Below are 24,900 nucleotides of genomic sequence, written 5' to 3' on the forward strand. Positions count from 1 at the left end.
CCGTTTATACCCTCCATCCGATAACGGAGAGGCATGGCGAAAGAGCAGAAGCAGGTGCGCGAGCTCCAAGAAGGAAGCTACGTCATGATGGAAGAAAAGCCGTGCAAAATCAACGCCTACAGTACCGCAAAGCCCGGTAAGCACGGTAGTGCGAAGGCGCGCGTCGAAGCCCGTGGCGTCTTCGACAGCAAGAAGCGCTCGCTCTCCCAGCCTGTGGACGCGAAGGTGTGGGTCCCCATCATCGAGCGGAAGCAGGGCCAAGTCGTCTCCGTCACCGGTGAGGACGCCCAGATCATGGACCTCGAAACGTACCAGACGTTCACGATGCGTATCCCCGAGGAGGAAGACCTCAACCCCGAAGACGAGATCGAGTACCTCGAGTACGAAGGCCAGCGAAAGATCGTCTAAACGGGGGCCACAGAGATGTTTCCCGGAGCAATCGCAGACCGCGAGGTCGCCGACTACGTCCTTTTCGGCGCTCCGCTCGACATCTCGACGTCCTTCCAACCCGGAACCCGGTTCGGACCGAATCGAATCCGTCGGTTCGCCGAGTCGTTCGACGACTACGACCGGCGAACCGACCAGTTTTTCACCGACTTGCGCGTCCACGACGCGGGCGACGTCCGCGCGTGGGACGACGCACCTGAGTACGTCGAATGGCTCACCGGGAGCGTCCGCGACGCCGTCTGGGACGACGCCGTCCCCGTCGTCCTCGGCGGCGAACACACCGTCACCGCCGCCGGCGTCACCGGCGTCGACCCCGACGTGTTCGTCTGTCTCGACGCCCACCTCGACCTGCGAACGGAGTACGACGGCAACGAGTGGAGCCACGCCACCGCCACCCGCCGCGTCCTCGACGGTCTCGGCGTCGACGAGGCCGTTATTCTCGGCGCGCGAACCGGCTCGCCCGACGAGTGGGAGCGCGCCGACGCCGACGACGTGACCGTGGTCGAACCCGAAGCCGTCGCCGACTGGGAGCCGGACTTCGACGACGAGTCCGTCTATCTGAGCGTCGACATCGACGCCGCCGACCCGGCGTTCGCGCCCGGCACGGGCACGAAAGAGCCGTTCGGCCTCACCTCCCGCGAGATGCGAGACGCGGTTCGGGCGGTCGCGCCCCACGCCGACGGCTTCGACGTGGTCGAGGTCAACGACCGCGACGACGGACAGGCCGCGTCGCTGGCGGCGAAGCTCCTCCGAGAGTTCGTCTTCTCGCACGCCGCCGAGCGGGTAGACGGGTAATCGACCCGCGGCGAACCCCGTTCCTTACAAGTCCCCGAGTCACGACTCCCCGGTATGCAACTCTCCGACATCGTCGCCCGACTCGACGAGACGCTCGCGACCGACGACTTCGCCGACGTGGACGCCAGCGCCAACGGCCTGCAGGTCGGCCCCGACGAGAAGTCGGTCGAGAACGTCGCCTTCGCCGTCGACGCCGCGGAAGCGACCATCGACGCCGCACTCGACGCCGACGCCGACCTCCTCGTCGTCCATCACGGCCTCGTCTGGGGCGGTCTCGACCGAGTGACCGGCCGCGACTTCGACCGCATCGAGCCGCTGATTCGTGGCGACCTCGCCCTCTACGTCTCGCACCTCCCGCTGGACGGCCATCAGGAACTCGGCAACGCCGCCGGCGTCGCCGACCACCTCGGCCTCGCGGACACCGAGCCGTTCGGGTCGCTCGGGCCGATTCACATCGGGCAGGCGGGGACCTTCGAGTCGCCGAAGTCGGCCGACGAGATTCGGACGGCGCTCGACGAACTCGACGGGAGCGCGGGCACGACCGTCCTCGACTTCGGTCCCGACGAGCTTTCGTCGGTCGGGGTCGTCACCGGCTCCGGCGTCGACTGGCTGGACGAGGCCGTCGACCGCGGCGTCGACGCGCTCGTCACCGGCGAGGGGAAACAGAAGGCATACCACGAGGCGCGCGAGGCCGGAATCTCGGTGTTCCTCGCGGGCCACTACGCGACCGAGACGTTCGGCGTGCGGAGCCTGCGCGACCTCGCCGACGAGTGGGGGCTGGAGACCGAGTACGTCAGCCACCCGACCGGGCTGTAAGGGCGACCGAACGTCTGCCAACCCGCCGCACGGCCTCGCCGGACCGGGGCGTTCAAACGCTCGGCCGACGCACTCCCTCGCATGAGCGACCACGACGATAACGGCTACGAGATGCCGGACCGCGAGGAGTTCCAACACGACCCGCTGGGCCACGCCGAGGTCCGCGGCGGTATGACAGTCGGCGAGTTAGTCGAGCAGTACGGCCACGCGGGCATCGGCGCGGCCGACGTACACGAGGCCGCCGACATCTACGCCGAGATGCTGGCCGACGACGACTGCACGGTGTTCATGTCGCTGGCCGGCGCGATGGTCCCCACCGGGATGCGCAAGGTCGTCTCCGACCTCATCCGCGACGGCCACGTGGACGCCCTCGTGACGACGGGCGCGAACCTCACCCACGACGCCATCGAGGCCATCGGCGGCAAGCACCATCACGGACGGGCCCAGCACCACGGCGAGAAGACCGAACGCGAGCACGACGAGACGCTCCGCGACGAGGAGGTCGACCGCATCTACAACGTCTACCTCCCGCAGGAACATTTCGCGCTGTTCGAGTCGCACCTGCGCGACGAGGTGTTCCCGGCGCTGGAAGAAGAGGGAACCGTCAGCATCGCCGCCCTCTGCCGCGAACTCGGTCGCGCCAACAGCGAGGTCAACGACCGCGAGGGAATCGAGGAGGACGCCGGCGTCGCGGCCGCGGCCTACGAGGCCGACGTGCCCATCTACTGCCCCGCGGTACAGGACTCGGTCCTCGGCCTGCAGGCGTGGATGTACTCGCAGACCTCGTCGTTCTCGCTGGACGCGCTGGCCGACATGACGCCGCTGACCGACCTCGCGTACGACGCCGACACGGCCGGCTGTCTCCTCGTCGGCGGCGGCGTCCCGAAGAACTTCACGCTCCAGACGATGCTCGTCACGCCCGGCGCGTACGACTACGGCGTCCAGATAACGATGGACCCCGCCGCGACCGGCGGCCTCTCGGGCGCGACGCTCGACGAGGCGCGCTCGTGGGGCAAACTGGAGAAGGACGCCCGCAACGCGACGGTCCTCGGCGACGCGACCATTATGCTCCCGCTTCTGGTCGCCGCGGCGCGCGAGCGAATCGAGTAACGCCGCGACGGACCGCGACCGCCGAGACGGTCCGTCCCGACCGGCCGTCGCGTCAGGGTGGATACTTTTTTACCCGGCGAGCGCCCTTCCATGCTAACGAATGTCGCGAGAGGGGGGACGAGGCGTTCGGGTCTGTCTCGACATCTGGCACCCGGATTGCTGGACGCTACAGGTGACCGCGGAGACGAGCGGGGGACTCCTCGGTCACGGCGTCCACGAGATAGAGGGCTTCGCCAACGGGCGTTTTACCGCCTACGCCGACACGACCGAGGAGGTGGACGACCTCGTCTCGGCCGTCCGCGCGTCCGACTTGACCGAGTCGGTGTGGGAGACCGACGACCACGGCGGCGACGCCGGGGTGCCGGGGAGCGCCGCGCGGGGAATCGTCGTCCGCTACGACCTCCAGAACTCCATCAACGACGCCCTCGTCTCGCGGGGGTTCATCCCCGACGAGCCGGTTCGCATGCAGGGCGGCCGCGAGCGCTGGACCGTGCTCGTCCACGAGACGCGGCAGACCGTCCACGAGCGGTTAGAGGAGGTTCGCGAGGAGCGGAACGCCGACATCGACGTGGAACTCATCACCGCCCCCGAGGACGGCGGCGGCATGTTCCGCACCGACGCGCTCTCCGAGCGCCAGCGCGAGGTGTACGAACTGGCCCGCCGCCGCGACTACTACACGTGGCCCCGCGAGGTGAGCGCGGCGTCGCTGGCGGCGGAACTGGACATCTCGAAGGCGACGCTCCTCGAACACCTCCGCAAGGCGGAGTCGAAACTACTCGGCGACTACTGAGCCCGGGTTCGGGTCCCTCGCGTCGGGTTCCGTCGGGAGAGCGACGCTCGCTCTCCCGCCACCCCACTCATGAGAGGGAGGGGTACTTTAGGCGACAATCGATCCATGTGATAGCATGTCATCGGTAGACGTGAACGATGGACGAAGTCTCTCGCGGGACATCGGACTGTTCGGCGCGGTGAGCACCGTGGTGGCGGGGACGCTCGGCGCGGGGCTGTTCGTCACCCTCGGCACGGCGAGTTCGACGACAGGACCGAGCGTCATCCTCGTCGTCGTCCTCTCGGGACTGCTCGCGATGAGTATCGCGCTCAACTACGGCTGGATGGCGACGATCTTCCCCGGCGCGGCGGGGTCGTACGCCTACGTTTCGCGGGCGTTCGACAGCCGCCTCCCCGGGTTCGTGGTGACGTGGTCGAAGTGGCTCGGCTACATGGCCGCCGACGCGGCCCTCGCCATCGGTTTCGGGAGCTACTTACAGGTGTTTTACCCCTCGGTGGACCCGACGCTGGCCGGCTTCGGCCTCCTGACGGTTCTCTTTCTCGTCAACCTCGTGGGCGCGAAGAGTTACAGCCGCTCGCAGAACGCCATCTTCGGCTTCCTCATCCTGTCGATACTCGTGCTCGTCGGCCCCGGGCTGTTGAACATCGACGCCGCGAACTACCAGCCGTTCTTCACCGGCGGCTTCGACGGCTTCACCGCCGCCGCGGTCCCGCTGTTCTACGCCTACATCGGCATCGCCGTCGCCGGGCAGATGGGCGCGGAGGTGAAGAATCCCTCGCGCAACCTGCCGCTGGCGATGGCCGGCGGAACGGCCATCCTCATCTTCCTGTACGTGCTGACCGCCGCCGTCATCTACGGCGTCGTCGGCGACTACACGGTCCTCGCGAACTCGGCGCGGCCGCTGTCGACGGCCGCGGCGGTGTTTCTCGGCGATATCGGCACGGCCATCGTCGGTATCGGCGGCCTGCTCGCCACCGCGTCGTCGGTTCACGCGGTCATGGCCGCGGGCATCAAGATGCCCTACTCGTGGGCGTGGGACGAGGTGTTCCCCAAGAAGTTCTCGGCGGTCTCCGACCGCTTCGGGACGCCCCATTGGTCCCTGTTGACGCTGTACGTCGTCGCGTCCGGCCTCGCCTTCTGGAGCACCGGCCTCAGTCAGGCCATCGCCATCGCCACGTTCAGCTACCTCATCGCCTACGCCGCGGTGTCGATAACGGTGTTGTACGTGCTCTACAGCCGCACCGACCTCCGCGCGGAGGCGGGCTTTTCCCGCCCGTCGCTCCTCACGGTGACGGCGCTTGTCGGCTCGCTCGGCGCGGTCGGCCTCCTGACCGAGGCGTACAAGGGCTCGCTGTCGATTTACCTCCCGTGGGTCGCCGTCGGCCTCGTCGTCTTCGGCGTCTACTGGTACCGCGGCCAACGGAAGGACCACGACGTTGAGGCCATCCTCGGGACGCTCCCCGGCGTCCCCTCCGACGAGTACAACCCGTCCGTCCGCGGGGTGAGCGATGACTGACGACGCGACGCCGCACGGGGACTACTCGGGCGATTCCGACTTCGACCGCGACGCCGCCCCCCGCGTCGACCCCGACGAGACCATCGACCTCTTGCAGGGACTCGTGCGGATTCCGAGCCCGTACTTCGAGGAGGCCGAGATAAGCGAGTTCGTCTACGACTGGTTGGACGCCCGGGGGCACGACCCGGAGTACCACCACGTGAGCGAACCGGACATCACGGAGTACGAGGGCGACAACGTCGTCGCTCGACTGGCGGGGTCCGACCCGGACGCGCCGACGCTCCTGTTAAACGCCCACATGGACACCGTGAAACTGGTCGAAGACTGGGACGAAGACCCGTGTTCGGGCCGCATCGAGGACGGGAAACTGTACGGGCAGGGCGCGTGCGACATGAAAGGCGGCCTCGCGGCCGTCATGACCGCGTTCGACGCCCTCGCCGACTGCGACCTCGCCGGCGACGTGCTCCTCACGGCCGTCGTGGACGAAGAGGGCCCCTACGGACTCGGCACCGACCGCCTCATCCGTGACGGCGTCGTCGACGACTGCGACGCCGCCATCGTCACCGAACCCGGCCCGATTCTCGCACAGGAGGACATCGAGAACCCGGCGCTCCTCCTCGGCGCGCGCGGCCGCTACTTCTACGACATCGAAGTGCGCGGGCAGGCCGCACACGGGTCGAAACCGGACACCGGCGTCAACGCGGTCGTCGAAGCCGGCGAACTCGCGGCCGCGCTCGACGACCTCGACGTGGGCGACCACCCGAAACTCGGGACGGGGTCGACCTGCCCGCTAAAAATCGAGGGCGGGAGCCAGACGCTGTCGGTCCCCGAGCGCGCTCGACTCATGGTCGACCGCCACGTCGTCGTCGGCGAGACCCTCGAAGACGCCCGTGCCGACGCCGAGCGCGTCGTCGAGGAACTCGGCTTGGGGAGCGAGGTCGACGTGGGGTTCCGCGAAGCGCCCGACGAGGGCATCCGCTACGGTCCCTACGTGACGGACGAAGACCACTCGCTCGTGTCGGCCCTCACCGAGTCCACCCGCGCGGTCGCCGGCGTGGACCCCACTTACGGCTACTTCTCCAGCGTCGGTGACTTCAACTACCTCGGCGACCGCGCCGGCCTCCCGACGGTCATCGTCGGCCCCGACGGCGAGAATATCCACGCCGCCGGCGAGTTCGTCTTCACCGACGACGTGGTCGACGTGGCCGACATCGTCGTCGACGCCGCGGCTCGGTTCCTCGACTGAGGCGGCGGTCGGTGTTCGGGGTTCCACCCGAACTGCCTCCGGCCCCCAGTTCGCGCCGTGCGTTCTCAACGGCGGGAACCGGGCGCAAACACCGAACACCCCCGCCCGGCATCCTCGCACGCAATGACTGCGCCCCGTCTCACGTCGGTCGTTTCGGACCGCTCCGACGTCGAGCTCGCCGCCGTCTTCGAGCGCGTCTGGGGGGCGCGAGGCTACGAGACGCGCGTCCGCTTCCGCGGCCCCGACGTGCCCGTGGAGGCCACCGGGAAGACGCCCGAGGGCGCAAAGCGCGACCTCCGACTCCGGATTACGACGACGGGCACGGTCACCGCGGACAAGGCGAGCACGTCCGGCTCTGGGGCGTCGTCGCCGGCGAGGGGTCGGTTTCGGGCGGGGGGCGGTACCCCACGGCGTGTCCGCGTTGGAGAAGCCGTGACCGAACCGGGGGCGGGCGAGACCGATGGTAATTACTCGGTTGCGGGGCGAGAGCGAAGTGGCCGATGACGACGGCACCGTTCCGAACCGAACTAGGCACTCGGTGATGCGGAGCCCTATGAGTGCCGAGGCCATTTTCCCGAACGAGCGACGGTGACAGAGCTACCGAAGCCGGTCGATTCGAGCCGACTACTGTGAATCGAAAGAGCGACTACGACCCGCCGACCGTGGCGTCGTATGGCTCGAATCGCGCGCGAGGTGGAAAGAGGTACTCTCGGAGAGCGAACCACTTTTGGGTCGATTCGTGAAACGGACCCCATGAAGCGACTCGAGGAGTCCCTACACGAAGCGCCCATCATCGACAAGGACGGCTACTCCTACCTCGTCCACCCCGTCAGCAACGGCGTGCCGATGCTCGACCCGCAACTCCTGCGCGAGGTCGTCGTCGGCATCACCCGCGCCGCCGACCTCGACGTGGACAAAATCGTCGCGCCCGAGGCGATGGGCATTCACATCGCCACCGCGCTCTCGCTCCAGACGGACGTGCCGCTCGTCGTCATCCGCAAGCGCGAGTACGGCCTCGACGGCGAGGTCGCGCTCCACCAGACGACCGGCTACTCCGAGTCGGAGATGTTCATCAACGACATCGAAGCCGGCGACCGCGTGCTCGTCGTGGACGACCTGCTTTCGACCGGCGGGACGCTCGCGGCCATCTGCGGCGCGCTCGACGACATCGGCGCGGAGGTCTCCGACATCGTCGTCGCCATCCGGAAGGTCGGCGAGACCGCCCTCGACGACACCGACTACGAGGCGACGAGCCTCGTGGACATCAGCGTCGACGAGGACGGCGTCGAGATTCACTGAGCGGACCGTCGCTGACCGGCGCGACCGCGATTCGGATTTTCGCGACGAATATGCACAGAAATGCATATAACGACACATCACGTGGCGTGAAATACGCTCGAACGCGAAACTATTATTGAACGGGGGTCGCTCGTGGCGAGTACAGATGTCAGACGAGAGCGGCGAACTCGGCCTCGAATACGAAATCGACGACCGGCCGCCGTTGCTGGAGTCGATTCTCCTCGGGATACAGCACGTCTCGGTGATGATCGTCCCGGCGACCGCCGTGGCGTTCATCGTCGCGGGCGCGGTCGGACTCGGCGTCGCCGACACGGCCTACGTCGTCCAGATGGTGCTCCTGTTTTCGGGGCTCGCCACCGTAGTACAGGCGTACGCCGTCGGCCCGGTCGGCTCGCGGCTCCCCATCGTGATGGGGACGAGCTTCACCTTCGTCGGCGCGGCGACGACCATCGGCGTCGATTACGGCCTGAGCGCGGTGTTCGGCGCGATTCTCGTCACCGGCTTCGTCGTCGAGGGACTCATCGGCTGGCAGTTCGACCGCATCAAACCATTTTTCCCGCCGTTGGTGACGGGTCTCGTCGTCGTCATCATCGGCCTCTATCTCGTCCCGGTCGGGATGGACTACGCCGCCGGCGGGGTCGGGGCCGCCGACTACGGCGCGGCCCACAACATCGGCCTCGCGGCGCTCGTCCTCGGCGTCGCCGTCGCGCTCAACCTCTTTACCGACGGCATCACGCGGCTCCTGAGCACGCTCGTCGGCATCGCCGTCGGCTACGCGGTCGCCGTCCCGCTCGGCGTGGTCGACTTCTCGCCCATCGCCGACGCGGCGTGGGTCGCGGTTCCCCGGCCCGGCGCGTTCGGCGTCACGTTCGAACCCGTCCCCATCGTCACCTTCGCGTTCCTGTTTCTCGTCTCCGCGATGGAGACCGTCGGCGACATGTCCGGCATCACCGCCGCCGAGGGGCGCAACCCGACCGACGAGGAGTTCCGCGGCGGCCTCTTTACCGACGGCCTCATGAGCTCTATCGCGTCGGTGTTCGGCGCGTTCCCGGTCACCTCGTTCTCGCAGAACGTGGGCATCGTCAACTTCACCGGCGTGATGAGCCGGTACGTCGTCGGCGTCGCGGGTGTCGTCCTCGCCGTCCTCGGTCTCAGCCCGAAGGTCGGCGCGGCCGTCGCGACCATCCCGAGCGCCGTCTTCGGCGGCGCGGTCCTGCTCATGGCCGGGATGGTCGCCGCCAGCGGCGTCCGCCTCGTCTTCCTCCACACGAACCTCGACCGGCGCAACATGGTCGTCGTCGCCGCCTCGCTCGGGCTCGGTCTCGGCGTCGCCACGCGACCCGACGCGCTCTCGGGGCTCCCGCAGGCCGCCGCGACGTTCTTCGGCCAGCCCGTCATCGTGACCGCGCTGACGGCGCTCGTGCTCAACACGCTCGCGCCGGGCGACCAGAGCCCGCTTTTCGACGCGGCCGACGAGTCGGTCGCCGCGGACGCCGCCGACGGCGCGGACGGCCGCGCGTCAACCGACGACTGACACACGCCGAACAGATGAGAACTGATTACCGTTTCAAGAGCGATTTATAGTTCGTGTCTCGTGACTGTCGGGAAACCGTCCGGATTACCGACGAATTGATTTCTGTTCGCTACCTTACTAGTGCACGATGAGCGAGCAGCAGCGGGTCACGTTCAACGGGGATACGCGGGTGCTGTACCGACAGGCGGTTCGAACGCCCCTACCGGACGAAGACGCCGAGCGACTGTTCCACGAGAACATGATGAACGTCGCGGACGCCCAAGAGCGGAAGGCGGACATGCTCGCCGACCCCGACATCCCCCTGCTCGAAGCCTACGAGACGCAACTCGAAGGCATCGCCAAGAGCTACAAGCGGCGATGCCGGCACATCGCCGGCGACGACTTCGAGGAGATTGCGATGGCGTACAACAGCGGGGAGCGCGACGACCGTCTCGGCGCGCTCACCGCCTACTACTTCGAGGGACTCTGGCGGATGCAACAGCGAATCACCGTCACCGACATGCTGTTTTTCCCCATCATCCTGCGGTACCCCGACTGCTTCACTGTCAATATCCGCTTCGCCAGCGGCCACACGACCACGGAGTCCGTGCTCTACGAGTCGCCGGAACACTCCACGGAGGAACTCGACGACGAGTACGCCGAGCGCTACTACAACGAGAGCCTCTACTCGCAAAAAGAGGCCGCCGAGTACATCAGAGACACCGCGGAGATTATCCGCGAGGAGTTCCCCAGCCCCGACGAGTCGACGTTCGAAGAGCGGCAGTACGGCGGTGTCACCTCCGCCGGCGGTCGGAAAGGGCCGGTGTTCTCGTCGATGCTCAAGCGGGTCGAACCGGACCCGAACCGGTTTTCGGAGCCGGTCGACGACACGACGCTCGTCGAGGAGGGCGAGGAGGCGAAACGAACCGAGCGAGAGCTACTCCCCGAGGGCGTAATCGTCCTCTGAGGCGGTCGCCGCCGCATCGCCGCCGTGAAGCCGCGCCTCGGGCGCGCTCGGGAGCGCCTCGGTGGCTGGAGTCTCGCCGTCGTTCGCGACCTCGAACCGGTCGAGCGCGGCCCGGAGGTCGCCGGCGCGCTCGGCGAGTCTGTCCACCCGTTCTGCGACCGACGCGAGCGCCGCGGTCTGTTCTTCGGTCGCCGCCGCGGCCTCGCGAGCCCCGGCGCTGGTTCGGTCGCTGATGGCGGACACGTCTTCGACCATGGCGGCGACCTCGGTCGTCGCCTCGGCCTGCCGGTCGGTCGCGCGGCGAATCTCCCGAATCCCCTCCGAGGTGTCGGCCGCGTCGTCGACGATGGTGTCGATGGCCTCGACGGCCTCCTCGATGGTCTCGGAGCCCTCGACGACCCGCGTCCGCGTCTCTCTGATGTCCGCGGCGGTCGCGTCGGCCTGCTCGCGCACGCGGTCGATGGAGGCACCGATTCGCCCGGTCGCCTTCTGCGTCTCCTCGGCGAGGCCCTTCACCTCGTCGGCGACGACGGCGAAGCCGTCGCCCGCCTCGCCCGCGTGCGCCGCCTCGATGGAGGCGTTGAGCGCGAGGATGTTCGTCTGCGAAGCGAGTTTGTCGATGAACTCGACCACGTCCTCGATGTCGGCGACGGCGGCCGCCAGCTCCTCGACCTGCTCGACCGTGCGGTCGGTCGCCGTCTCGATGGCCCGTAGCTCCGAAATCGCCTCGTCGGCCGCATCGCGGCCGCGTTCGCCGCGGGTGACGGCGGCCTCGGCGTTGTCGGCGACCGACGCGGCCGAGGCGCTCACCTGCTGAATCGTCGCCGAGAAGTCGTTGACGCGGTCGGCCACGTCGTCGAGGTGTTCGTCCTGTCGGACCGCGTCGTCGAGGATATCGGTCATCGACTCGGCGACCGCCTCGCCGGCGTCGTTCACCTCGGTGACGCCCGCGCTCGTCGCCGCGCTCGACTCCGCCACCGCCCGGCTGAACGTCTGCGCGTCGGCGATGACCGCCCCGAGCTCGTCCATCGTCCGGTTGTACGCCCGCGCGATGTCGCCCATCGCGGCGCTCTCGGAGTCGGGGTCCATCCGGCAGGCGACGTCGCCGTCGGCACAGCGCTCCATGACGGCGCGGTACTCCTCCGCCTTCGATTCGAGGTGGTCGTTGAGCGTTTCGGCCTCGTTCAGGCTCGTTTGCAGGGACGCGCGCATCTCGTCGAACGAGTCGTACAGCGTTCCGAACTCGTCGATGCGGTCGGTATCGAGGTCCACGTCGAGGTCGCCATTGGACATCTCCTCGGCGCGCGCGGTCAGCTCGCCGAGCGTCCGCGTGGTCCGCCGGCCGACGACGACGGCGACGGCACCCAACGAGCCGAGCGCGACGAGTATCGTCGCGAGCAAGCCGCCGCCGACGCGGTCGCGGACGCCGTAGGCGCTCGCCGCGGGGACCGCGGTCGAGAGCGTCCAGTCCACGCCGTCGAGTTCGGTGTACGCGACGACGTTCCCGCCGGACCTGCCGAGGGCGGCCGCGCTCCCGTTCGCCAAGCGACCATCGTCGGGGGGCGCGACGCTCCCGTTTTCGGCCGTCGAGACGATGGTCGACCCGTCTGCGGCGTACAGCGTGGTCGCGCTTCCGGCCATCGTCTGTTCGGTCGCCGCGAGCCGGGCCGGGAGACTGACGGTGACGAGGACGACCGACTCGGCGTTCTCCGGCGGCTTGCTCGCGAGGACGAACGAGACCTCGTCGTCGACCGGCGACCGGAACGTCGACGAGGAGACGTACACCCGCTCGGGTTCGGGGTTGACGTTCCGTTCGAGATCGTCCCACGGGAGGCCGACCGCGGCGACCGACTCGCCCTCCAGCGAACTCGCGGTGCTCTCTTTGATTTCGCCGGTCGCGTAGTCAACGTAGTGGATGGCCGTCACGTCGGACTGACCGAGCTCGCCGCTCCGCTGAAAGAGATAGCTACTGGCCGCCTGCGAGTTGCCGGGCTGGAACTGCCACGTCGAGGAGGTCGTCCGGGTCTGGAGGCGCTTGCTGGCGAGCCACGATTCGAGCCCGTCGGCCTGCAGGTCCGCGGTCGCCGTGAGCTGCTGTTCGACCTGCGCGTCGAGCGTGTCGCGGACCTGCGTGTAGGTGACCGCTCCGGCACCCGCCATCACGACCATCGCGACGAGGACGGCCGCGAAGAACTTCCGGGCGTAGGTGCGGCGAATCACCCGCGGGACCGCCGCCGAGACGGACGGCCGCGGGAATCGGTCATCGAGTCTGTCCGATAGGCCGTCGGGGAGCGCGTCCCGAAGGCGTGACCAGCGTTCTCCCATCGAACGGGGGTTTCATTTCATCTGTGATAAATTCGTCTACTATATAGAACTAATTGAACGAATACCAACATGGATAGAACACCCAAAAACATCCGGGTGCTGTCGAGCGCGGCACGAGATTTTTACGCGTATTGGCACGCGTTTGTCGGCTATTTCTCGTTTGTAGTCGAGATAACGCTGGGTCAGTTCGAGTGGCCGATGAGACGCGTCTGACGCGGTATCGACGACAGTGATTTTAGGAATATATAGTTTCAAAAGCGAAAACGAACAGAGCTCTCAGCGCACGACGGTATAAGTATCTGACCGCCGAAGACGAGGCATGGACGGTCACGCGCGAGGGTCGCGCCGCGAGACGCCGCGGGACGTGGTCAGGTTCTACCTCCTCGACCACCGGACCGTGGTCGGCAAGACCATCGACATCGCGCTCCTCGGGCTCAACCTCCTGTTCGTCGGGGTGTTCGTCGCCGAGACCTCCCCGCTTTCGGCGTCGGTGCAGTCGACGCTCTGGTCCGTCGAGGCCGCCGTCTCCATCGTCTTCCTCGCGGAGTACCTCCTCCGCCTCTACGGCGCGCGGGACCGGACCGCCGAACTGTTCAACGTCTACTCGTTCGTCGACCTGCTGGCTATCTTGCCGACGCTGGCGGTGCTCGTGCTCCCCGTCTCGTCGGTCGCCGCCAACATCGGCTTCCTGCGGGTGATTCGCGTGGTTCGCGTCCTCCGGTTCTACCGCTTCACGCGCGACGAGGAGTTCTTCTTCGGCACCGTCTCGGTCGGGACGCTCCGCGTCATGAAACTGCTGTTGACGGTGCTCACTCTCTTTTTCGTCGCCGCGGGGATGTTCTACTCGTTCGAACACCGGGTGAACCCCGACATCGGGTCGTTCGGCGACGCCTTCTACTTCGTCGTCGTCGCGCTCTCGACGGTCGGTTTCGGCGACATCGTCCCGGTGACCGAGGCGGGCCGGTGGGTGACGGTTGCCGCCATCCTCGCGGGCGTCATCCTCATCCCGTGGCAGGCGAGCAAAATCGTCAAGGAGTGGGGTCACCGCGACAAGGTTAACGTCACCTGCCAGAACTGCGGGCTGGCCTACCACGACGCCGACGCCTCTCACTGCAAGTCCTGCGGGCACGTCATCTATCAGGAGTACGATTCGCGGGAGTGAACGCGCATCTACGGACGCGGTCGGACGGTTCGCAGAGATGAGAACGCGTCCGCTGTTCGAACATGAATGTTTATTATAGATTGGCCTGTACTGCCGGGTACAACAATGTCGGTCGTACGCGTCCGTCCCTAACTCTTCTCGTCGCCGCACAGCCGTCCGACCGACCCGAACTCACCCCGAAATCGTGAGCACGAACGCCACCCCGACCGACGGACCGACCCTGCGAACAGTCCGTGAACAGTCCGCCGAAAGCGAGACCACCAACCCCGACCGCGCCGACTCCGCGTCGGGCGTCGCCCGGTGTCAGCGCCAGTTCGAATCGACGCGTACCGAGCGCATCCACAACCTCGTCGACCGCGAGAACCGGTCGATGCCGCGAATGAACCGAGCGTCCGCGTCCGACTGAGTCGCGGCGGCGGCCCGCGCGTGGACGTTTTTTCACACCCGCTTGCGGAGACACGTCGCTTGAAGTGAGTGGCCGACGCAGGCGCGGGTAATGCGACTGGCACGGATTCGAACCGACGACGGAGTGGTCTCGGGCCGGTACGACGAGGGCGTCGTGGCGGCCGACGGCGAGGAGTACGAAGTCGGCGTCGACGCCGAACTGCTCGCTCCCTGCGAGCCGACCGCGCTCTACTGCGTGGGTCGGAACTACGCGGCGACGGTCGACCAGATGGACTACGACATCCCCGACCAGCCCGACTGGTTCATCAAGCCGCCGGTGTCGGTGCTGGACCCCGGGGCCGACGTCGAGTACCCCGACTGGACCGACGAGCTGACCTACGCCGGCGAACTGGCCGCCGTCATCGACCGCGAGTGCTCGGACGTCGCCGAGGCCGATGTGCCGGACGTGGTCCGCGGCTACACGATTCTCAACGACCTCGACGCGCTCGACCAGCCCGGCCGAACGGCTCGAAAGGCGTTCGACGGCTCCGGACCGCTCGGCCCGTGGATAGCGACCGACGTGGACCCGTCGAACATCGACATGACGACTCACGTCGGCGGCGAACTCCGGCAGGAAGCCACCACCGAGCGGATGCTCTTTTCGCCCGCCGAGGTCGTCTCGTTCCTCTCGGAGCGCTACACCTTCCAGCCGGGCGACGTGATTTCCTTCGGCAGTCCCGCGAACCCCGGACTGGTCGAGCCCGGCGACGACGTGGAAATCTGGTACGAGGGCGTCGGCACGCTCACGAACCGCGTCGTCGACGGCGAGTAAGCAGGCGGTTAGCGGTTGGTGGGCGATGGGCGGTGGGCGATGGCCGGCGGGCGATGGCCGGCGGTTGGTGGGCCATAGCCGGCGGGCGGTTGCAGGCGGTCGGCGGCCGACGGTCGTCGAACCGCCCGGCTCAGTTCAGCGACTCGACCTCGTCTGTGAGGTCGGTCGGCTCGTCCACGGGACCGTTGACGAACAGGCCGTGGGCCATCACGACCGCCGCGAGGGCGCTGAAGCCGACGAGCGTCGTCTGCGGCTCCATCGGGGTGAGTTGGCCGACGACGACGCCGGCGAGGAGACTCCCGAGGATGCCGAGGAGTACGAGGTCGTAGTACTGCCACGTGTAGCCCATGACGAATCGTTAGCGAGCCAGCGCCGAAGGCGTGGCGCTCGGTTGCGTCGTCGAGGGCGCTGAAACGAACGCCGAGCCGGCGACGCCGCGGCAAGGACGGTCACGGAACGGCTATACGTTGCCAGACACTCGAACGCCTATGGAGTATCAGACTGCGCTCGACCGAGCGCTCAACGTCCTACCGGAACGAAACGTCGAACAGGAACGCCTCACGGTGCCGGACCCGTCCGGCGAGACCGACGGCGCGTTCACCCGCCTCACCAACCTCGGCGAGATTGCGGACGCGCTCTCGCGGACGCCCGCGCACCTCCACAGCGCCATCCAGCGTACGCTCGGGACGAGCGGCCAACTGGAAGGCGACCGCGCCCGCTACAGCGGGTCGTTCTCCATCAACGACTTCGAGGAGGCCATCGACGGCTACGTCGAGGAGTACGTCATCTGCTCGGAGTGCGGCCTGCCGGACACCCGCCTCGTCACCGAGGACGGCGTCGACATGCTTCGCTGTGAGGCCTGCGGTGCCTTCCGCCCGGTCCAGAAGCGCTCCAGCGTGAGCAACAAGCGCCAGCGCGAGGCCGTCGAAGAGGGCCGCACCTACGAGGTCGAAATCACCGGGACCGGCCGCAAGGGCGACGGCGTCGCCCAGCGCGGGAAGTACACCATCTTCGTGCCCGGCGCGCAGGAGGGACAGACCGTCCGCGTCTACATCAAGAACACGAGCGGGTCGCTCGCGTTCGCGCGTCTCGCCTGAATCGGGTCCCACGGCGGAACACGAGTCGCTCGGCGACCGACTTCCGCGCACAGTCTCATATTCTCTCGCCGCGGGCGTTTCTATTCTCCCGTCGCGGGTCGTCTTCCGGCGACCGACCGGTCACTCGTCTTCGTCGTCGTCACCGCCGCACCGACCGCGGAGTCCCACCAGCGCGACGAGGAGAAACGTCGCTCCCTCGACTCGCGCCGCGGTCGACACCCACGGCTTCGCCGTCATCTCGTCGCCGTCCTCGTAGGCGAGGCGCGTCACCGCGGCGACCAGTTTGTCCGGGAAGAGCAGTTCCACGAGGCCGAACGCCGCTAGCAGGGCTCGGAGCATGCTCGAATATCGGGGCGGAATCGATGAAAAGACGGGGGGCGGTTCCTACGAGCCGAGAGCGACCGCGGCACTCGCAGTCGCGCGTTTCGGGTCGGGTTCTCTCACTCGCTCGACTCGAACCCCGCGACGAACGCGTCGGTCGACTCCCGCCACGCGGCCGCGAGGTCGTCCGAGAGGGGGTCGGCGTCCCACGGCTCGACCGCGTCGTGAGCGTCGAGCCACGACACCACCCGGCTGACGCCTTCTTCGAACCCGACCGTGTAGCGGAACCCGAGGTCGGCCTTCGCCCGCCCGTTGTCGAAGACGGTGCTGTACCGGAAGTGGTCTCGGAGCATCCGCGTCCGGTCGGGCGCGACTTCGCGAAGCACCTCGGTCGGAACGTGAACGAGGTCGGGTTCGGGCGCGTCGAGCGCGGCGGCGACCCGCTCGTGGTACTGGTTCCACGTCATCGTCTCCTCGCTCGTGACGTTGTAGGCGCGGCCGCCGACGCCCGGACGCTCGACCGCGCCGACGAACGCCCGCGCCACGTCGTCGCGGTGGCACGGCCCCCACAGCGAGGTCCCGTCACCGTGGACGATGACGGGGTTGCCCTCGCGGATTCGGTCGATGTACGACGAGTCCGTGCCGAGGGTGTGGACGAGCGTCCCGCCCTCGCCGTAGGTGTTCCACGGGCGGATGACGACTACCTCGAACTCGCCGGGGTCGTGCGCGTCGAAGAACACGTCTTCGGCGGCGATTTTCCCGGCCGCGTAGTCGCTGACCGGTGGGGTCCGCGGGCTCGATTCGGTGACGGGATTCTTCGGCGGCGGCCGGTGGTACACGTCGATGGTACTGCAGAAGACGTAGCGGTCGACGACGCTCCGGCAGATTTCGACCGCGTCGCGGGCTGTGTCGGCGTCGAAGCACGCCATGTCGACGACGACCTCGGGGTTCGCGTCCCGAATCGCGCCGCGGAGCGCTGACGAGTCGCCCCGGTCGCCGGCGACCCGCTCGACGCCCGACGGGAGGTCGTCGTCGGTCTCGCCACGCTGGAGGCTGGTCACGTCGTGGCCGGCGGCGACAAGTCGCCGAACGATTCCCGTGCCGAGCAGTCCCGTGCCACCGATGACGAACACGTCCATGTGTGGAGCGCCGCGGCGAGCGTTCATAAACCCCGGACAGCGGAGCGACAACACTCATCTCGCCTCGGAGTCAATAATCGATTATGAAAGTGGTTGTTCCCCCGAGCGTCTCGCCCCGCGTCTCACGCCCCGCGTAGTTCCCACCGTCCGGGAACCGGCGAAGAGAGTGATAGCTTCCCCACCTAACTCCCAGTTGATGTACGACACAATCCTCGTGCCGACCGACGGCAGTGACTCGATGCAACCGGTCATCGAAGACGCCGCGGCGTTCGCGGCCGAACGCGACGCCGCCGTCTCCCTGGTCTACGTCGTCGACGAACGGGCCTTCCTGACGCTCGCCGACGAACGCGTCGACGAGGTGTACGAGGAACTCAGGTCGCAGGGCGAGGCGGCACTCGGTGAGGCCGCAGAGACGATGGCCGAGTACGGCGTCGACGCCGCCACCGAACTCCGCCGCGGCGACCCGGCCGAGGAAATTCTCGCCGTCGCCGAGGAGATAGACGCCGCGCTCATCTCGATGGGGACCCACGCCCGGTTCGAGGACAACATCCTCGGAAGCGTCTCGCGGTCGGTCGTCGTCCAGTCGAAGGTCCCCGTGCTCGCCACCCCTATCGAGCGTCGATAGGTCGCCCGCGGTCGCCCGCCCGCCGTCCCGCCCGACTCAGAGTCGGAGGAGCAACAGGAGGAGGCCGAAGAACGTCGAGGCGGCGCTGACGAGGAGCAGGCCGCCGCTGAGGACGAGCGTTCCCCCGTCGAACGCCGGGGCTGACCCGCCGCCGGCGACGTTCATCACCGACATGCTCGCCGAGAGGTCGGCGACGGGAGCGATGACGGCGATACAGAACGTCAGGAGACCGGCGACGACGAGCGCGTACGGCGTGAACGCGGGTCGCCGCCGGGGCCGGGCCGAGTGACGGTTGACGGGGTAACTACGAGACATACCCTCTCTACGCCGTCACCCTAGTTTGGTACGTGTCGGCTACTCACCATAGACTACCGTTAGACACGCCCTACCATCCTGATACCGGCGTTCTCGAAGCGCCGCGCGTACCCGCGGTCCGCCGCGCCTGTCGGGGGGTTCCCGGCGTAATTTGGGCCTAACTCTGGGCGGATTCACGGTGGACTCGTGTTCGAGTTCGGGAAATCCTCTTTTAGCCGCTGAGCGTCGGATGAGACGGAGGAACAGATTATGACCAGACTCACAACGCTCGGGGTTGCGCTCGTCGTCGCCTCGCTCGTCTTCGCGGGGACGGCCGCCGCCGGTTTCGCAGTCCAGACGCATGCGTCGGACGCCGTCCAAGCGACCGACGGGACCGCCGTCAGACCCGACGGCGGCTGGCACGGTCCCTTCGCCGGGACCGCCGACGAAACCCGGGACGCGCCGGGCGACCACCTGCACGACCGCTCCAATCTGACCGACGAACAGGCCGACGAGATTCGGACGCTCGTCGCCGACATGCGCGCCGACGGCGCGACGACGGACCAGATTCGAACCGCCGTCCACGAGACGCTCGCCGAGTTCGGCGTCGACACGTCGGCGCTCGCCTGTGACGGCGACGGCGACGGCGACGGTATCCAAGTCCGCGCGGGCGGCCGCGGCGGCTTCGGGCCGCGCGGTGACTGACGCCCGCGTTCCCCCGCTGACGACTCCCCTCCCCACGCACACCCCGCTGACGACACTCCCCACGCCGATTCACCCGCGACGACCCACCGAAACCACCATCGTCGCGCCACCCACCGCGAATCGGGTTCCCCCGTACCCCTCACCGCGGGCCGCCGCCGGCGCGGACGCGAGGCCCGCCGTTTTAATACGTCCGGATTTGACGGTTCACCCGGATGCGACGTGTGCTGTGGTGGCTAATCGGCGGATCGCGCGGGGGCCGGAACCGCCTGCGAATCATCCGCGCGCTCGACGATATGCCGATGAACGCCAACCAACTCTCGAACGAACTCGACCTCGACTACAAGACGACACAGCACCACTTGGAACTCCTCGTCGAGAACAACGTGTTGATGACAATGGGCGACAACTACGGAAAGACGTATTTTCTGACCGACCGGATGGAAGCCAACCTCGACGTGCTCAACGAGGTGGCTCGAAAGGCCAACTTGACCGACGTCTCCGCGGGGGGTGACGGCGCGTGAGCGACGCGGCCAGCCGAGACCCCCTGCGGCGAACCGCCATCGTCGTGGGCGTCTCGCTCGCCGTCGCGGCGCTCGCGACGTGGTTCACCCCCGAGCTCGTGGCGTGGTTCGCCCCCGAACTGTTCGTTTCGCATAAGCCGGGAGGTCCCGGCGGCCCGCCCATCCCGGACCTGTTCATCCAGTTGAAACTGTTCGTCTCGACGTACAACCTCGTCGCGCTCGGGTTCCTCGCGGGCACCTACGCGATGCTCTACCGGGAGCTTCCGAACCGGTTTACCCTGAGCCTGCTCCTCTTTACGGCGGCACTGCTCCTGTACGCCCTCACGTCGAACCCGCTGGCGTCGCTCTTCCTCGGGTTCAGGGGGAGCGGACTGGGTCCGTTCACGTTCCTGCCCGACCTCTTTGCGGCCGTCGCCGTGACGTTCCTCACGTATCAGAGTTCGGCGTGAGACGGTGGGTCTCTGGGTCGGCGGCGGCGATTCGGTCCGACCCGTTTCCCCTTCTGTCGTGCGTGCTCCGTTCTGTCGCGTTCTCTCTCCGAGCTACTCCCCGTCTTCCTCGAAGTCGAGCGCGACCGAGTTGATACAGAAGCGCTTGCCGGTCGGCTCCGGCCCGTCGTCGAAGACGTGGCCGAGGTGGCCGCCGCAGGTCGAACAGACCACCTCGGTGCGGTCCATCCCGTGGCTCAGGTCGCGCTGAAGCTCGATGTTCGAGTCCTCGGCGGCGTAGAAGCTCGGCCACCCGCAGTTGGAGTCGTACTTCGTCTCCGAGTCGAACAGTTCGGTCCCACAGCCGGCACACCGGTAGACGCCGTCGTCGCTCCGGTCGACGTGCTCGCCGGAGAACCGCGGTTCCGTCCCCTGTTCGCGGAGGACGCGGTAGGCGTCTTCCGAAAGTCGCTCGCGCCATTCGGACTCCGAGAGGCTGAATTCGCTGTCGCTCATGGGTCGACAGAGGGCTCGGACGCCCAAAGGCCCGTCGGCGACGCGCCTCAGTGGTGTTGCCGACTACCCGCGCCGAAGGAACTCCGGGAGTCGAATCCGAGCGACGTCGTCGCGTCGGTTGTCGAGGGCGGACGCTCGGCCGACGGCGTCGGGGATGCCCTGTTTGTCCGTCGACTTCTGCATCGTCACGTCGGCGCGGCCCGTCGTGGCGGGCGTCGTCTCCTCGTCGACGAGCGCCTCCCAGACGTCCTGTTTCGAATCGTACTCCGACTCGTTGCGGGCGACGCGCTGTTTGCCCTCCTCGAAGGCGAGTTGGAGGACGCTCCGGCCGTAGGCGGTGCCGGCCTGTCGTCGGATGCGCTCGAACTCCCCCCGATTCGGGTGGCCGAGCGCGCTGGAGACACCGAGGGCGTACATCCGGCGAATGGCCTCCTCGTCCGATATCGTCTGCCAGTCCGTCCCGTAGACCCGTTCGTACATGGTTATGGGTTCCTCAGAGGTCGACCTTCGAGCGGGGGTCGACGACCAGCCCGTTGTCGCTGAACTCGATCGGGCGGATGTCGCAGTCGATGTTCGACCCGCGCATCTTGATGACCTGAATGCCGCGTGTCATCCCCGTCGCCTCCAGATAGTTGTGGAAAAACACCACACCGTGGGCGAGGAAGTGCTCGTCGGAGTACGACGAGGGGTCGGTCATCTCGGAGACGAGAAGCGTCGTGGCGTCGCCCTGCTTGAGCGCCGTCAGAAACCGCGTCATCTCCTCGGAGCCGTTGGCGAAAAACAGCCGGAGCAACATCGTCGAGTCGATGACGAGCCGGTCGACCTGCCGGGAGTTGACGAACGCGACGATCTTGTCGGTGAGGCTCTGGACGCTCGACGAGCTCCCGCTCTGGGAGAACTGATTGAGGATGTGTTTCCCCTTCGGGCTCACGAGGTTGACGAAGTGAAAGCCCTCGGAGCTGGCGAGCGTCTCGAACCCGAAGTCGAACCCCGACATGTCGTTTATCAGCTCGTCTTCGGTCTCGTGCATGGTGATGTACATACACTTCTCGCCGTTGCGAAGTCCCTCGGCCATGAACTGCGCCGTGAACGTCGTCTTTCCGCTCCCCGGCGGTCCGCTGAGCACGTACAGTCGGCGCGGGAGGAAACCACCCTGGATGAGCTCGTCGAACCCGCTTACCCCACTCGGAATCCGCATGGTCGGACACTCGCCCGCCCTGTTATAATCGTTCCGGGACTAGTATCGAAATTGAGACTTCGGAACGACATCGAACGACCGACTCGTCACTCGGGGAACAGTTCGACTTCAGATTCGATACTGTCGATGGTCGCCACGTCGGCCGCGTCGAGGTCCAGCGAGACGGCGTCGAGGTTCGCCCGGAGGTGACGCTCGCTCGACGCCTTCGGAATCGGACACAGCCCCTTTTCGGCCAGCCACGCGAGGCTCACCGCCTCGGGCGTCGCGCCGTATCTCTCCGCGACCGCGACGACCTCGTCCACGTCGCGGACGCGGCCCCCCGAAAGCGGCGAGTACGCGACCACGTCGTAGCCGTGTTCCTCGGCGTGGTCGCAGAGCGCGGGGCGCTGGAACAGCGGGTGGTACTCCGTCTGGTGGGCGACGAGCGGCGCGTCGAGCAGGTCGAGCGCCTCGTCTACCTCGGCGACGGTGAAGTTGCTGACGCCGACGCCGCGGACGAGGCCGTCGTCGACGAGCTCGTCGAAGGCGGACAGCGTCGCCTCGGGGTCGTACGTGTCGATGGGGCGGTGGACGTACAGGAGGTCGACGGAGTCGACTCCCAGTCGGTCGAGGCTCTCGCGGGTCGTCCGGCGCACGTCGGCGGGCGCGAGGCTGTCCGCCCAGACCTTGGTGGCGAGCGTCACGTCCTCGCGGGGCACGTCCGCCGCCGCGAGCGCGTCGCCGACGACCGCCTCGTTCCCGTAAATCTGCGCGGTGTCGACGTGGCGGTAGCCCAGCTCCAGCGCCGTCGTCACGGCGGCGGCCTCGTCGGGCGTGTCGAGGCCCATCGTCCCGAGCCCGATGCGGGGGAGAGAAAAACTCACCGCGTCTGCCCCCTGCCCTCGCGGCCGCCGTCGACCGCGGGACCCGGCGCGTCGGCCCCGCCGTCGACGGGGACCCCGTCGAGTTCGAGCAGGTCGTCGAGGCCGGCGATTTCGTGGGTCGGGTCGGGCGTCGGCGTGTGGTCGGCGCGGTGCCCTCGACGGATGAACGCGGAGTCGACGCCCGCGGCCTCGGCGGCGGCGATGTCGCTGTCGCTGTCGCCGACGAAAAGCGGCGACTCGACGCCGAGGTCGGCCATGGCGCGTTCGAGGTAGTAGGGTTCGGGCTTCTTGCGGTGGAGGCTCGTCATCGAGGGCTCGCGGCCGTAGGCGGTGCCGAACAGGTCGGTCGCGTCGAGGTGGTCGACGACGAAGTCGATGGTCGCCTGCTGGTTGCTGGAGACGATGCCCATCGGGGCGTCGATGCGGCGGAGCGCGTCGAAGTCGTCGTAGGGGACCTTCTGCCCGTCGGCGATGGCCCGCCGTTGGGCGGCCGACTGGCGTTCGTCGCGGACGCGGAACAGCGTCTCGGGGTCGAGGTCGTACGGGTCGGCGGCGGCGCGCACGTCCTCGGGCGACACGTGGATGACCACCTGCTCGACGTGGGACGGGTCGGGGTCAGAAACGCCGAGTTCGGCGAAGGCGTCCCACGTCGCGTCGCGGAGGGGCGAGAGGTCGACGAGCGTGGTCAACACGCCGTCGTGGTCGAAGATGACCGAGTCGTACATACCCGGACTCCGGCGGCGCGACGTGAATCGCTTTCGCCTCCGGTCGGGGCGGCGGGCGCGAACGCCGCCCCCAATCCCGCCGCGTTGCGAGTCTTTTAGCGCCTCGAAGCCGCAGTTGTAACCGATGCTGGCTGGACTCACACGCGGGGTGGCGAGATGACTCGCGACGTGTGCATCGTCGGAGCCGGGGCCGCTGGGTCTGGCGCGGCCTACGCGCTCCGCGAGGCGAACGCGAACGTCACGATTCTCGAAAAGAGCCGCGGCGTGTGCGGGCGCGCCGCGACGCGCCGCCGGCACGGCTGTCGGTACGACCACGGCGCGAACTACGTGAAAGACTACGACCGCCGCACCGAGCGACTCGTCCGCGGACTGGGTGCTGACGGGCTGGTCGACGTCGACGAGCCCGTCTGGACGTTCGACGCCGACGGCGTCATCTCCCCGGGCGACGACCGCGACCAACACAAGTGGACGTGGACCGAGGGCATCACCCAACTGGCGAAGCGCCTGCTCGCGGAGACCGAGGCGACACTCGAGCGGGAGACCCGCGTCGCCGCAATCGACCACAACCCCGACAGCGGCTACTGGTCCGTCGTCGACGAGGCGGGGACGCGCCACGGCCCGTTCGACTCGGTGCTTCTGACGCCGCCGGCCCCGCAGACGGCCGCGATTCTCACGGAGATGGGCTGGGGCGACCAGTGTATGGTCGCGCTCCGAGAGGCCATCGGGAGCGTCGAGTACCGGACGATTCGAACGGTCGTCCTCCACTACCCCTTCGAGCGCGAGGAGCCGTGGTACGCGCTCGTCAACCCCGGCAAGAGCCATCCGGTCGGCTGGGTCGCCCGCGAGGAGTGCAAGGACGGCCACGTTCCCGACGGCGAGAGCCTGCTCGTCGTCCAACCGAGCCCGGAGTGGTCCGAAGCGCACTACGACGACCCCCTCGACGACGCGGCCGAGGAGGTCGCCGGGATGGTCGCCGACCTCCTCGACGACGAGCGCCTGCGCGACCCCGACTGGGTGGACGACCAAGGCTGGCGATACGCGCTTCCCGACGGCGTCGCCGACCGCGAAATACTCCGCCGCGGAGAGTCTCACGGCCTCTACTTCGCTGGCGACTGGACGGTCGGCGAGGGCCGGGTGCACGCCGCGCTCTGGAGCGGCGTCGAAGCCGGCGAGCGAATCGCCGAGCAGTAGGCCCGTAGGCCCGCCGTCGCAACCGTCGGCTTCCCGGGGCTCGTGACGCGGATTCGACGCGGTCCGACCCGTCAG

General features: G+C 67.8%; 29 protein-coding genes and 1 pseudogene. 20 read left to right on the forward strand and 10 right to left on the reverse strand.

Annotated elements, in window-relative coordinates; genetic code table 11:
• Nucleotides 1–33: 33 nt before the first annotated feature.
• From ACFQI8_RS16580 to ACFQI8_RS16630, 11 genes and pseudogenes are all read left to right on the forward strand, one after another.
• Nucleotides 34–408: a translation initiation factor IF-5A gene (locus ACFQI8_RS16580; protein ID WP_004062652.1), complete on the forward strand. Its 375-nt coding sequence runs from the start codon at nt 34–36 to the stop codon at nt 406–408.
• A gap of 15 nt (nt 409–423) precedes the next feature.
• The gene (speB, locus tag ACFQI8_RS16585) at nt 424–1,242 is read left to right on the forward strand and encodes an agmatinase (protein ID WP_390246739.1); all 819 of its coding nucleotides are present in this window, start codon (nt 424–426) and stop codon (nt 1,240–1,242) included.
• A 54-nt stretch (nt 1,243–1,296) separates the two neighbouring features.
• Nucleotides 1,297–2,058 (forward strand): Nif3-like dinuclear metal center hexameric protein, encoded by a 762-nt coding sequence (locus tag ACFQI8_RS16590; protein WP_390246741.1) that lies wholly within the window; start codon nt 1,297–1,299, stop codon nt 2,056–2,058.
• Nucleotides 2,059–2,139: 81 nt separating this feature from the next.
• Nucleotides 2,140–3,168, forward strand: coding sequence for a deoxyhypusine synthase (locus tag ACFQI8_RS16595; protein WP_390246743.1), 1,029 nt, complete (start codon nt 2,140–2,142; stop codon nt 3,166–3,168).
• Between the two features lie 100 nt (nt 3,169–3,268).
• Nucleotides 3,269–3,958: a helix-turn-helix domain-containing protein gene (locus ACFQI8_RS16600; protein ID WP_390246745.1), complete on the forward strand. Its 690-nt coding sequence runs from the start codon at nt 3,269–3,271 to the stop codon at nt 3,956–3,958.
• Between the two features lie 115 nt (nt 3,959–4,073).
• Nucleotides 4,074–5,474 carry an APC family permease gene (locus ACFQI8_RS16605; RefSeq protein ID WP_390246747.1) on the forward strand — a complete coding sequence of 467 codons (1,401 nt, stop codon included), beginning with the start codon at nt 4,074–4,076 and terminating at the stop codon, nt 5,472–5,474.
• Nucleotides 5,467–6,720, forward strand: a complete 1,254-nt coding sequence (locus ACFQI8_RS16610; protein ID WP_390246749.1) for a M20 family metallopeptidase — start codon at nt 5,467–5,469, stop codon at nt 6,718–6,720. Before ACFQI8_RS16605 ends, ACFQI8_RS16610 begins: the two co-directional genes overlap by 8 nt.
• 123 nt (nt 6,721–6,843) lie before the next feature.
• Nucleotides 6,844–7,065: pseudogene (locus tag ACFQI8_RS16615) on the forward strand (hypothetical protein); the annotation flags it as partial.
• Between the two features lie 408 nt (nt 7,066–7,473).
• Complete coding sequence (gene hpt, locus ACFQI8_RS16620; protein WP_390246751.1) at nt 7,474–8,019, forward strand: hypoxanthine/guanine phosphoribosyltransferase; 546 nt, start codon at nt 7,474–7,476, stop codon at nt 8,017–8,019.
• A 145-nt stretch (nt 8,020–8,164) separates the two neighbouring features.
• Nucleotides 8,165–9,553 (forward strand): uracil-xanthine permease family protein, encoded by a 1,389-nt coding sequence (locus tag ACFQI8_RS16625; protein ID WP_390246753.1) that lies wholly within the window; start codon nt 8,165–8,167, stop codon nt 9,551–9,553.
• A gap of 127 nt (nt 9,554–9,680) precedes the next feature.
• Nucleotides 9,681–10,499: a hypothetical protein gene (locus ACFQI8_RS16630; protein ID WP_390246755.1), complete on the forward strand. Its 819-nt coding sequence runs from the start codon at nt 9,681–9,683 to the stop codon at nt 10,497–10,499.
• Here ACFQI8_RS16630 and ACFQI8_RS16635 read toward each other — a convergent pair.
• Complete coding sequence (locus ACFQI8_RS16635) at nt 10,470–12,824, reverse strand: methyl-accepting chemotaxis protein (protein ID WP_390246757.1); 2,355 nt, start codon at nt 12,822–12,824, stop codon at nt 10,470–10,472. The two genes, ACFQI8_RS16630 and ACFQI8_RS16635, sit on opposite strands and share 30 nt — an antisense overlap.
• A gap of 319 nt (nt 12,825–13,143) precedes the next feature.
• Here ACFQI8_RS16635 and ACFQI8_RS16640 point away from each other — a divergent pair, with 319 nt between their 5' ends.
• From ACFQI8_RS16640 to ACFQI8_RS16650, 3 genes are all read left to right on the forward strand, one after another.
• Nucleotides 13,144–13,986, forward strand: coding sequence for a potassium channel family protein (locus tag ACFQI8_RS16640; RefSeq protein ID WP_390246759.1), 843 nt, complete (start codon nt 13,144–13,146; stop codon nt 13,984–13,986).
• Nucleotides 13,987–14,170: 184 nt separating this feature from the next.
• Complete coding sequence (locus ACFQI8_RS16645) at nt 14,171–14,392, forward strand: hypothetical protein (protein ID WP_390246761.1); 222 nt, start codon at nt 14,171–14,173, stop codon at nt 14,390–14,392.
• 90 nt (nt 14,393–14,482) lie between these two features.
• Nucleotides 14,483–15,202 (forward strand): fumarylacetoacetate hydrolase family protein, encoded by a 720-nt coding sequence (locus ACFQI8_RS16650; RefSeq protein ID WP_390246763.1) that lies wholly within the window; start codon nt 14,483–14,485, stop codon nt 15,200–15,202.
• Nucleotides 15,203–15,332: 130 nt separating this feature from the next.
• On the opposite strand, the gene ACFQI8_RS16655 is transcribed toward ACFQI8_RS16650, so the two are convergent.
• On the reverse strand, nt 15,333–15,551 hold the full coding sequence (locus tag ACFQI8_RS16655; RefSeq protein WP_390246765.1) for a DUF8015 family protein: 219 nt from the start codon (nt 15,549–15,551) through the stop codon (nt 15,333–15,335).
• Between the two features lie 139 nt (nt 15,552–15,690).
• Between ACFQI8_RS16655 and ACFQI8_RS16660 the strand changes: the two genes are divergently transcribed.
• Nucleotides 15,691–16,299, forward strand: a complete 609-nt coding sequence (locus ACFQI8_RS16660) for a translation initiation factor IF-2 subunit beta (protein ID WP_004062666.1) — start codon at nt 15,691–15,693, stop codon at nt 16,297–16,299.
• A gap of 120 nt (nt 16,300–16,419) precedes the next feature.
• Here the strand turns inward: ACFQI8_RS16660 and ACFQI8_RS16665 are convergent, their stop codons facing one another.
• Both ACFQI8_RS16665 and ACFQI8_RS16670 read right to left on the reverse strand, forming a co-directional pair.
• Nucleotides 16,420–16,638: a hypothetical protein gene (locus ACFQI8_RS16665; protein ID WP_390246767.1), complete on the reverse strand. Its 219-nt coding sequence runs from the start codon at nt 16,636–16,638 to the stop codon at nt 16,420–16,422.
• Between the two features lie 101 nt (nt 16,639–16,739).
• Nucleotides 16,740–17,759 carry an NAD-dependent epimerase/dehydratase family protein gene (locus ACFQI8_RS16670; RefSeq protein WP_390246769.1) on the reverse strand — a complete coding sequence of 340 codons (1,020 nt, stop codon included), beginning with the start codon at nt 17,757–17,759 and terminating at the stop codon, nt 16,740–16,742.
• Between the two features lie 196 nt (nt 17,760–17,955).
• Here ACFQI8_RS16670 and ACFQI8_RS16675 point away from each other — a divergent pair, with 196 nt between their 5' ends.
• On the forward strand, nt 17,956–18,384 hold the full coding sequence (locus ACFQI8_RS16675) for a universal stress protein (protein ID WP_390246771.1): 429 nt from the start codon (nt 17,956–17,958) through the stop codon (nt 18,382–18,384).
• Between the two features lie 36 nt (nt 18,385–18,420).
• Here ACFQI8_RS16675 and ACFQI8_RS16680 read toward each other — a convergent pair whose 3' ends face one another.
• Nucleotides 18,421–18,699, reverse strand: coding sequence for a hypothetical protein (locus ACFQI8_RS16680; RefSeq protein WP_390246773.1), 279 nt, complete (start codon nt 18,697–18,699; stop codon nt 18,421–18,423).
• Nucleotides 18,700–18,948: 249 nt separating this feature from the next.
• On the opposite strand from ACFQI8_RS16680, the gene ACFQI8_RS16685 reads away from it, so the two are divergent.
• The 3 genes from ACFQI8_RS16685 (at nt 18,949) to ACFQI8_RS16695 (ending at nt 20,353) form a co-directional block, all read left to right on the forward strand.
• Nucleotides 18,949–19,383 (forward strand): hypothetical protein, encoded by a 435-nt coding sequence (locus ACFQI8_RS16685; RefSeq protein ID WP_390246775.1) that lies wholly within the window; start codon nt 18,949–18,951, stop codon nt 19,381–19,383.
• A gap of 221 nt (nt 19,384–19,604) precedes the next feature.
• Entirely contained in the window at nt 19,605–19,904 is a 300-nt protein-coding gene (locus tag ACFQI8_RS16690) for an ArsR/SmtB family transcription factor (RefSeq protein ID WP_390246936.1), read from the forward strand.
• Nucleotides 19,901–20,353: a DUF8036 family membrane protein gene (locus ACFQI8_RS16695; protein ID WP_390246777.1), complete on the forward strand. Its 453-nt coding sequence runs from the start codon at nt 19,901–19,903 to the stop codon at nt 20,351–20,353. Before ACFQI8_RS16690 ends, ACFQI8_RS16695 begins: the two co-directional genes overlap by 4 nt.
• 93 nt (nt 20,354–20,446) lie before the next feature.
• Here the strand turns inward: ACFQI8_RS16695 and msrB are convergent, their stop codons facing one another.
• The 5 genes from msrB to ACFQI8_RS16720 all read right to left on the reverse strand — a co-directional run bounded on the left by msrB (nt 20,447) and on the right by ACFQI8_RS16720 (nt 23,634).
• The gene (gene msrB / locus ACFQI8_RS16700) at nt 20,447–20,848 is read right to left on the reverse strand and encodes a peptide-methionine (R)-S-oxide reductase MsrB (RefSeq protein ID WP_390246779.1); all 402 of its coding nucleotides are present in this window, start codon (nt 20,846–20,848) and stop codon (nt 20,447–20,449) included.
• A 63-nt stretch (nt 20,849–20,911) separates the two neighbouring features.
• Nucleotides 20,912–21,328 carry a hypothetical protein gene (locus ACFQI8_RS16705; protein WP_390246781.1) on the reverse strand — a complete coding sequence of 139 codons (417 nt, stop codon included), beginning with the start codon at nt 21,326–21,328 and terminating at the stop codon, nt 20,912–20,914.
• 13 nt (nt 21,329–21,341) lie between these two features.
• A complete protein-coding gene (locus ACFQI8_RS16710; protein ID WP_390246783.1) occupies nt 21,342–22,046 on the reverse strand; it encodes an RAD55 family ATPase in 705 nt (234 codons plus the stop codon).
• An 86-nt stretch (nt 22,047–22,132) separates the two neighbouring features.
• A complete protein-coding gene (locus ACFQI8_RS16715; protein ID WP_390246785.1) occupies nt 22,133–22,909 on the reverse strand; it encodes an aldo/keto reductase in 777 nt (258 codons plus the stop codon).
• Nucleotides 22,906–23,634, reverse strand: coding sequence for an HAD family hydrolase (locus ACFQI8_RS16720; RefSeq protein WP_390246787.1), 729 nt, complete (start codon nt 23,632–23,634; stop codon nt 22,906–22,908). The genes ACFQI8_RS16715 and ACFQI8_RS16720 overlap by 4 nt, the downstream gene beginning before the upstream one ends.
• Before the next feature lie 156 nt (nt 23,635–23,790).
• Between ACFQI8_RS16720 and ACFQI8_RS16725 the strand changes: the two genes are divergently transcribed.
• A complete protein-coding gene (locus ACFQI8_RS16725) occupies nt 23,791–24,825 on the forward strand; it encodes an NAD(P)/FAD-dependent oxidoreductase (RefSeq protein WP_390246789.1) in 1,035 nt (344 codons plus the stop codon).
• The last annotated feature ends 75 nt before the right edge of the window (nt 24,826–24,900 follow it).

The sequence above is a fragment of the Haloferax chudinovii genome, from assembly GCF_042663345.1.
GTDB classification, from domain to species: domain Archaea; phylum Halobacteriota; class Halobacteria; order Halobacteriales; family Haloferacaceae; genus Haloferax; species Haloferax chudinovii.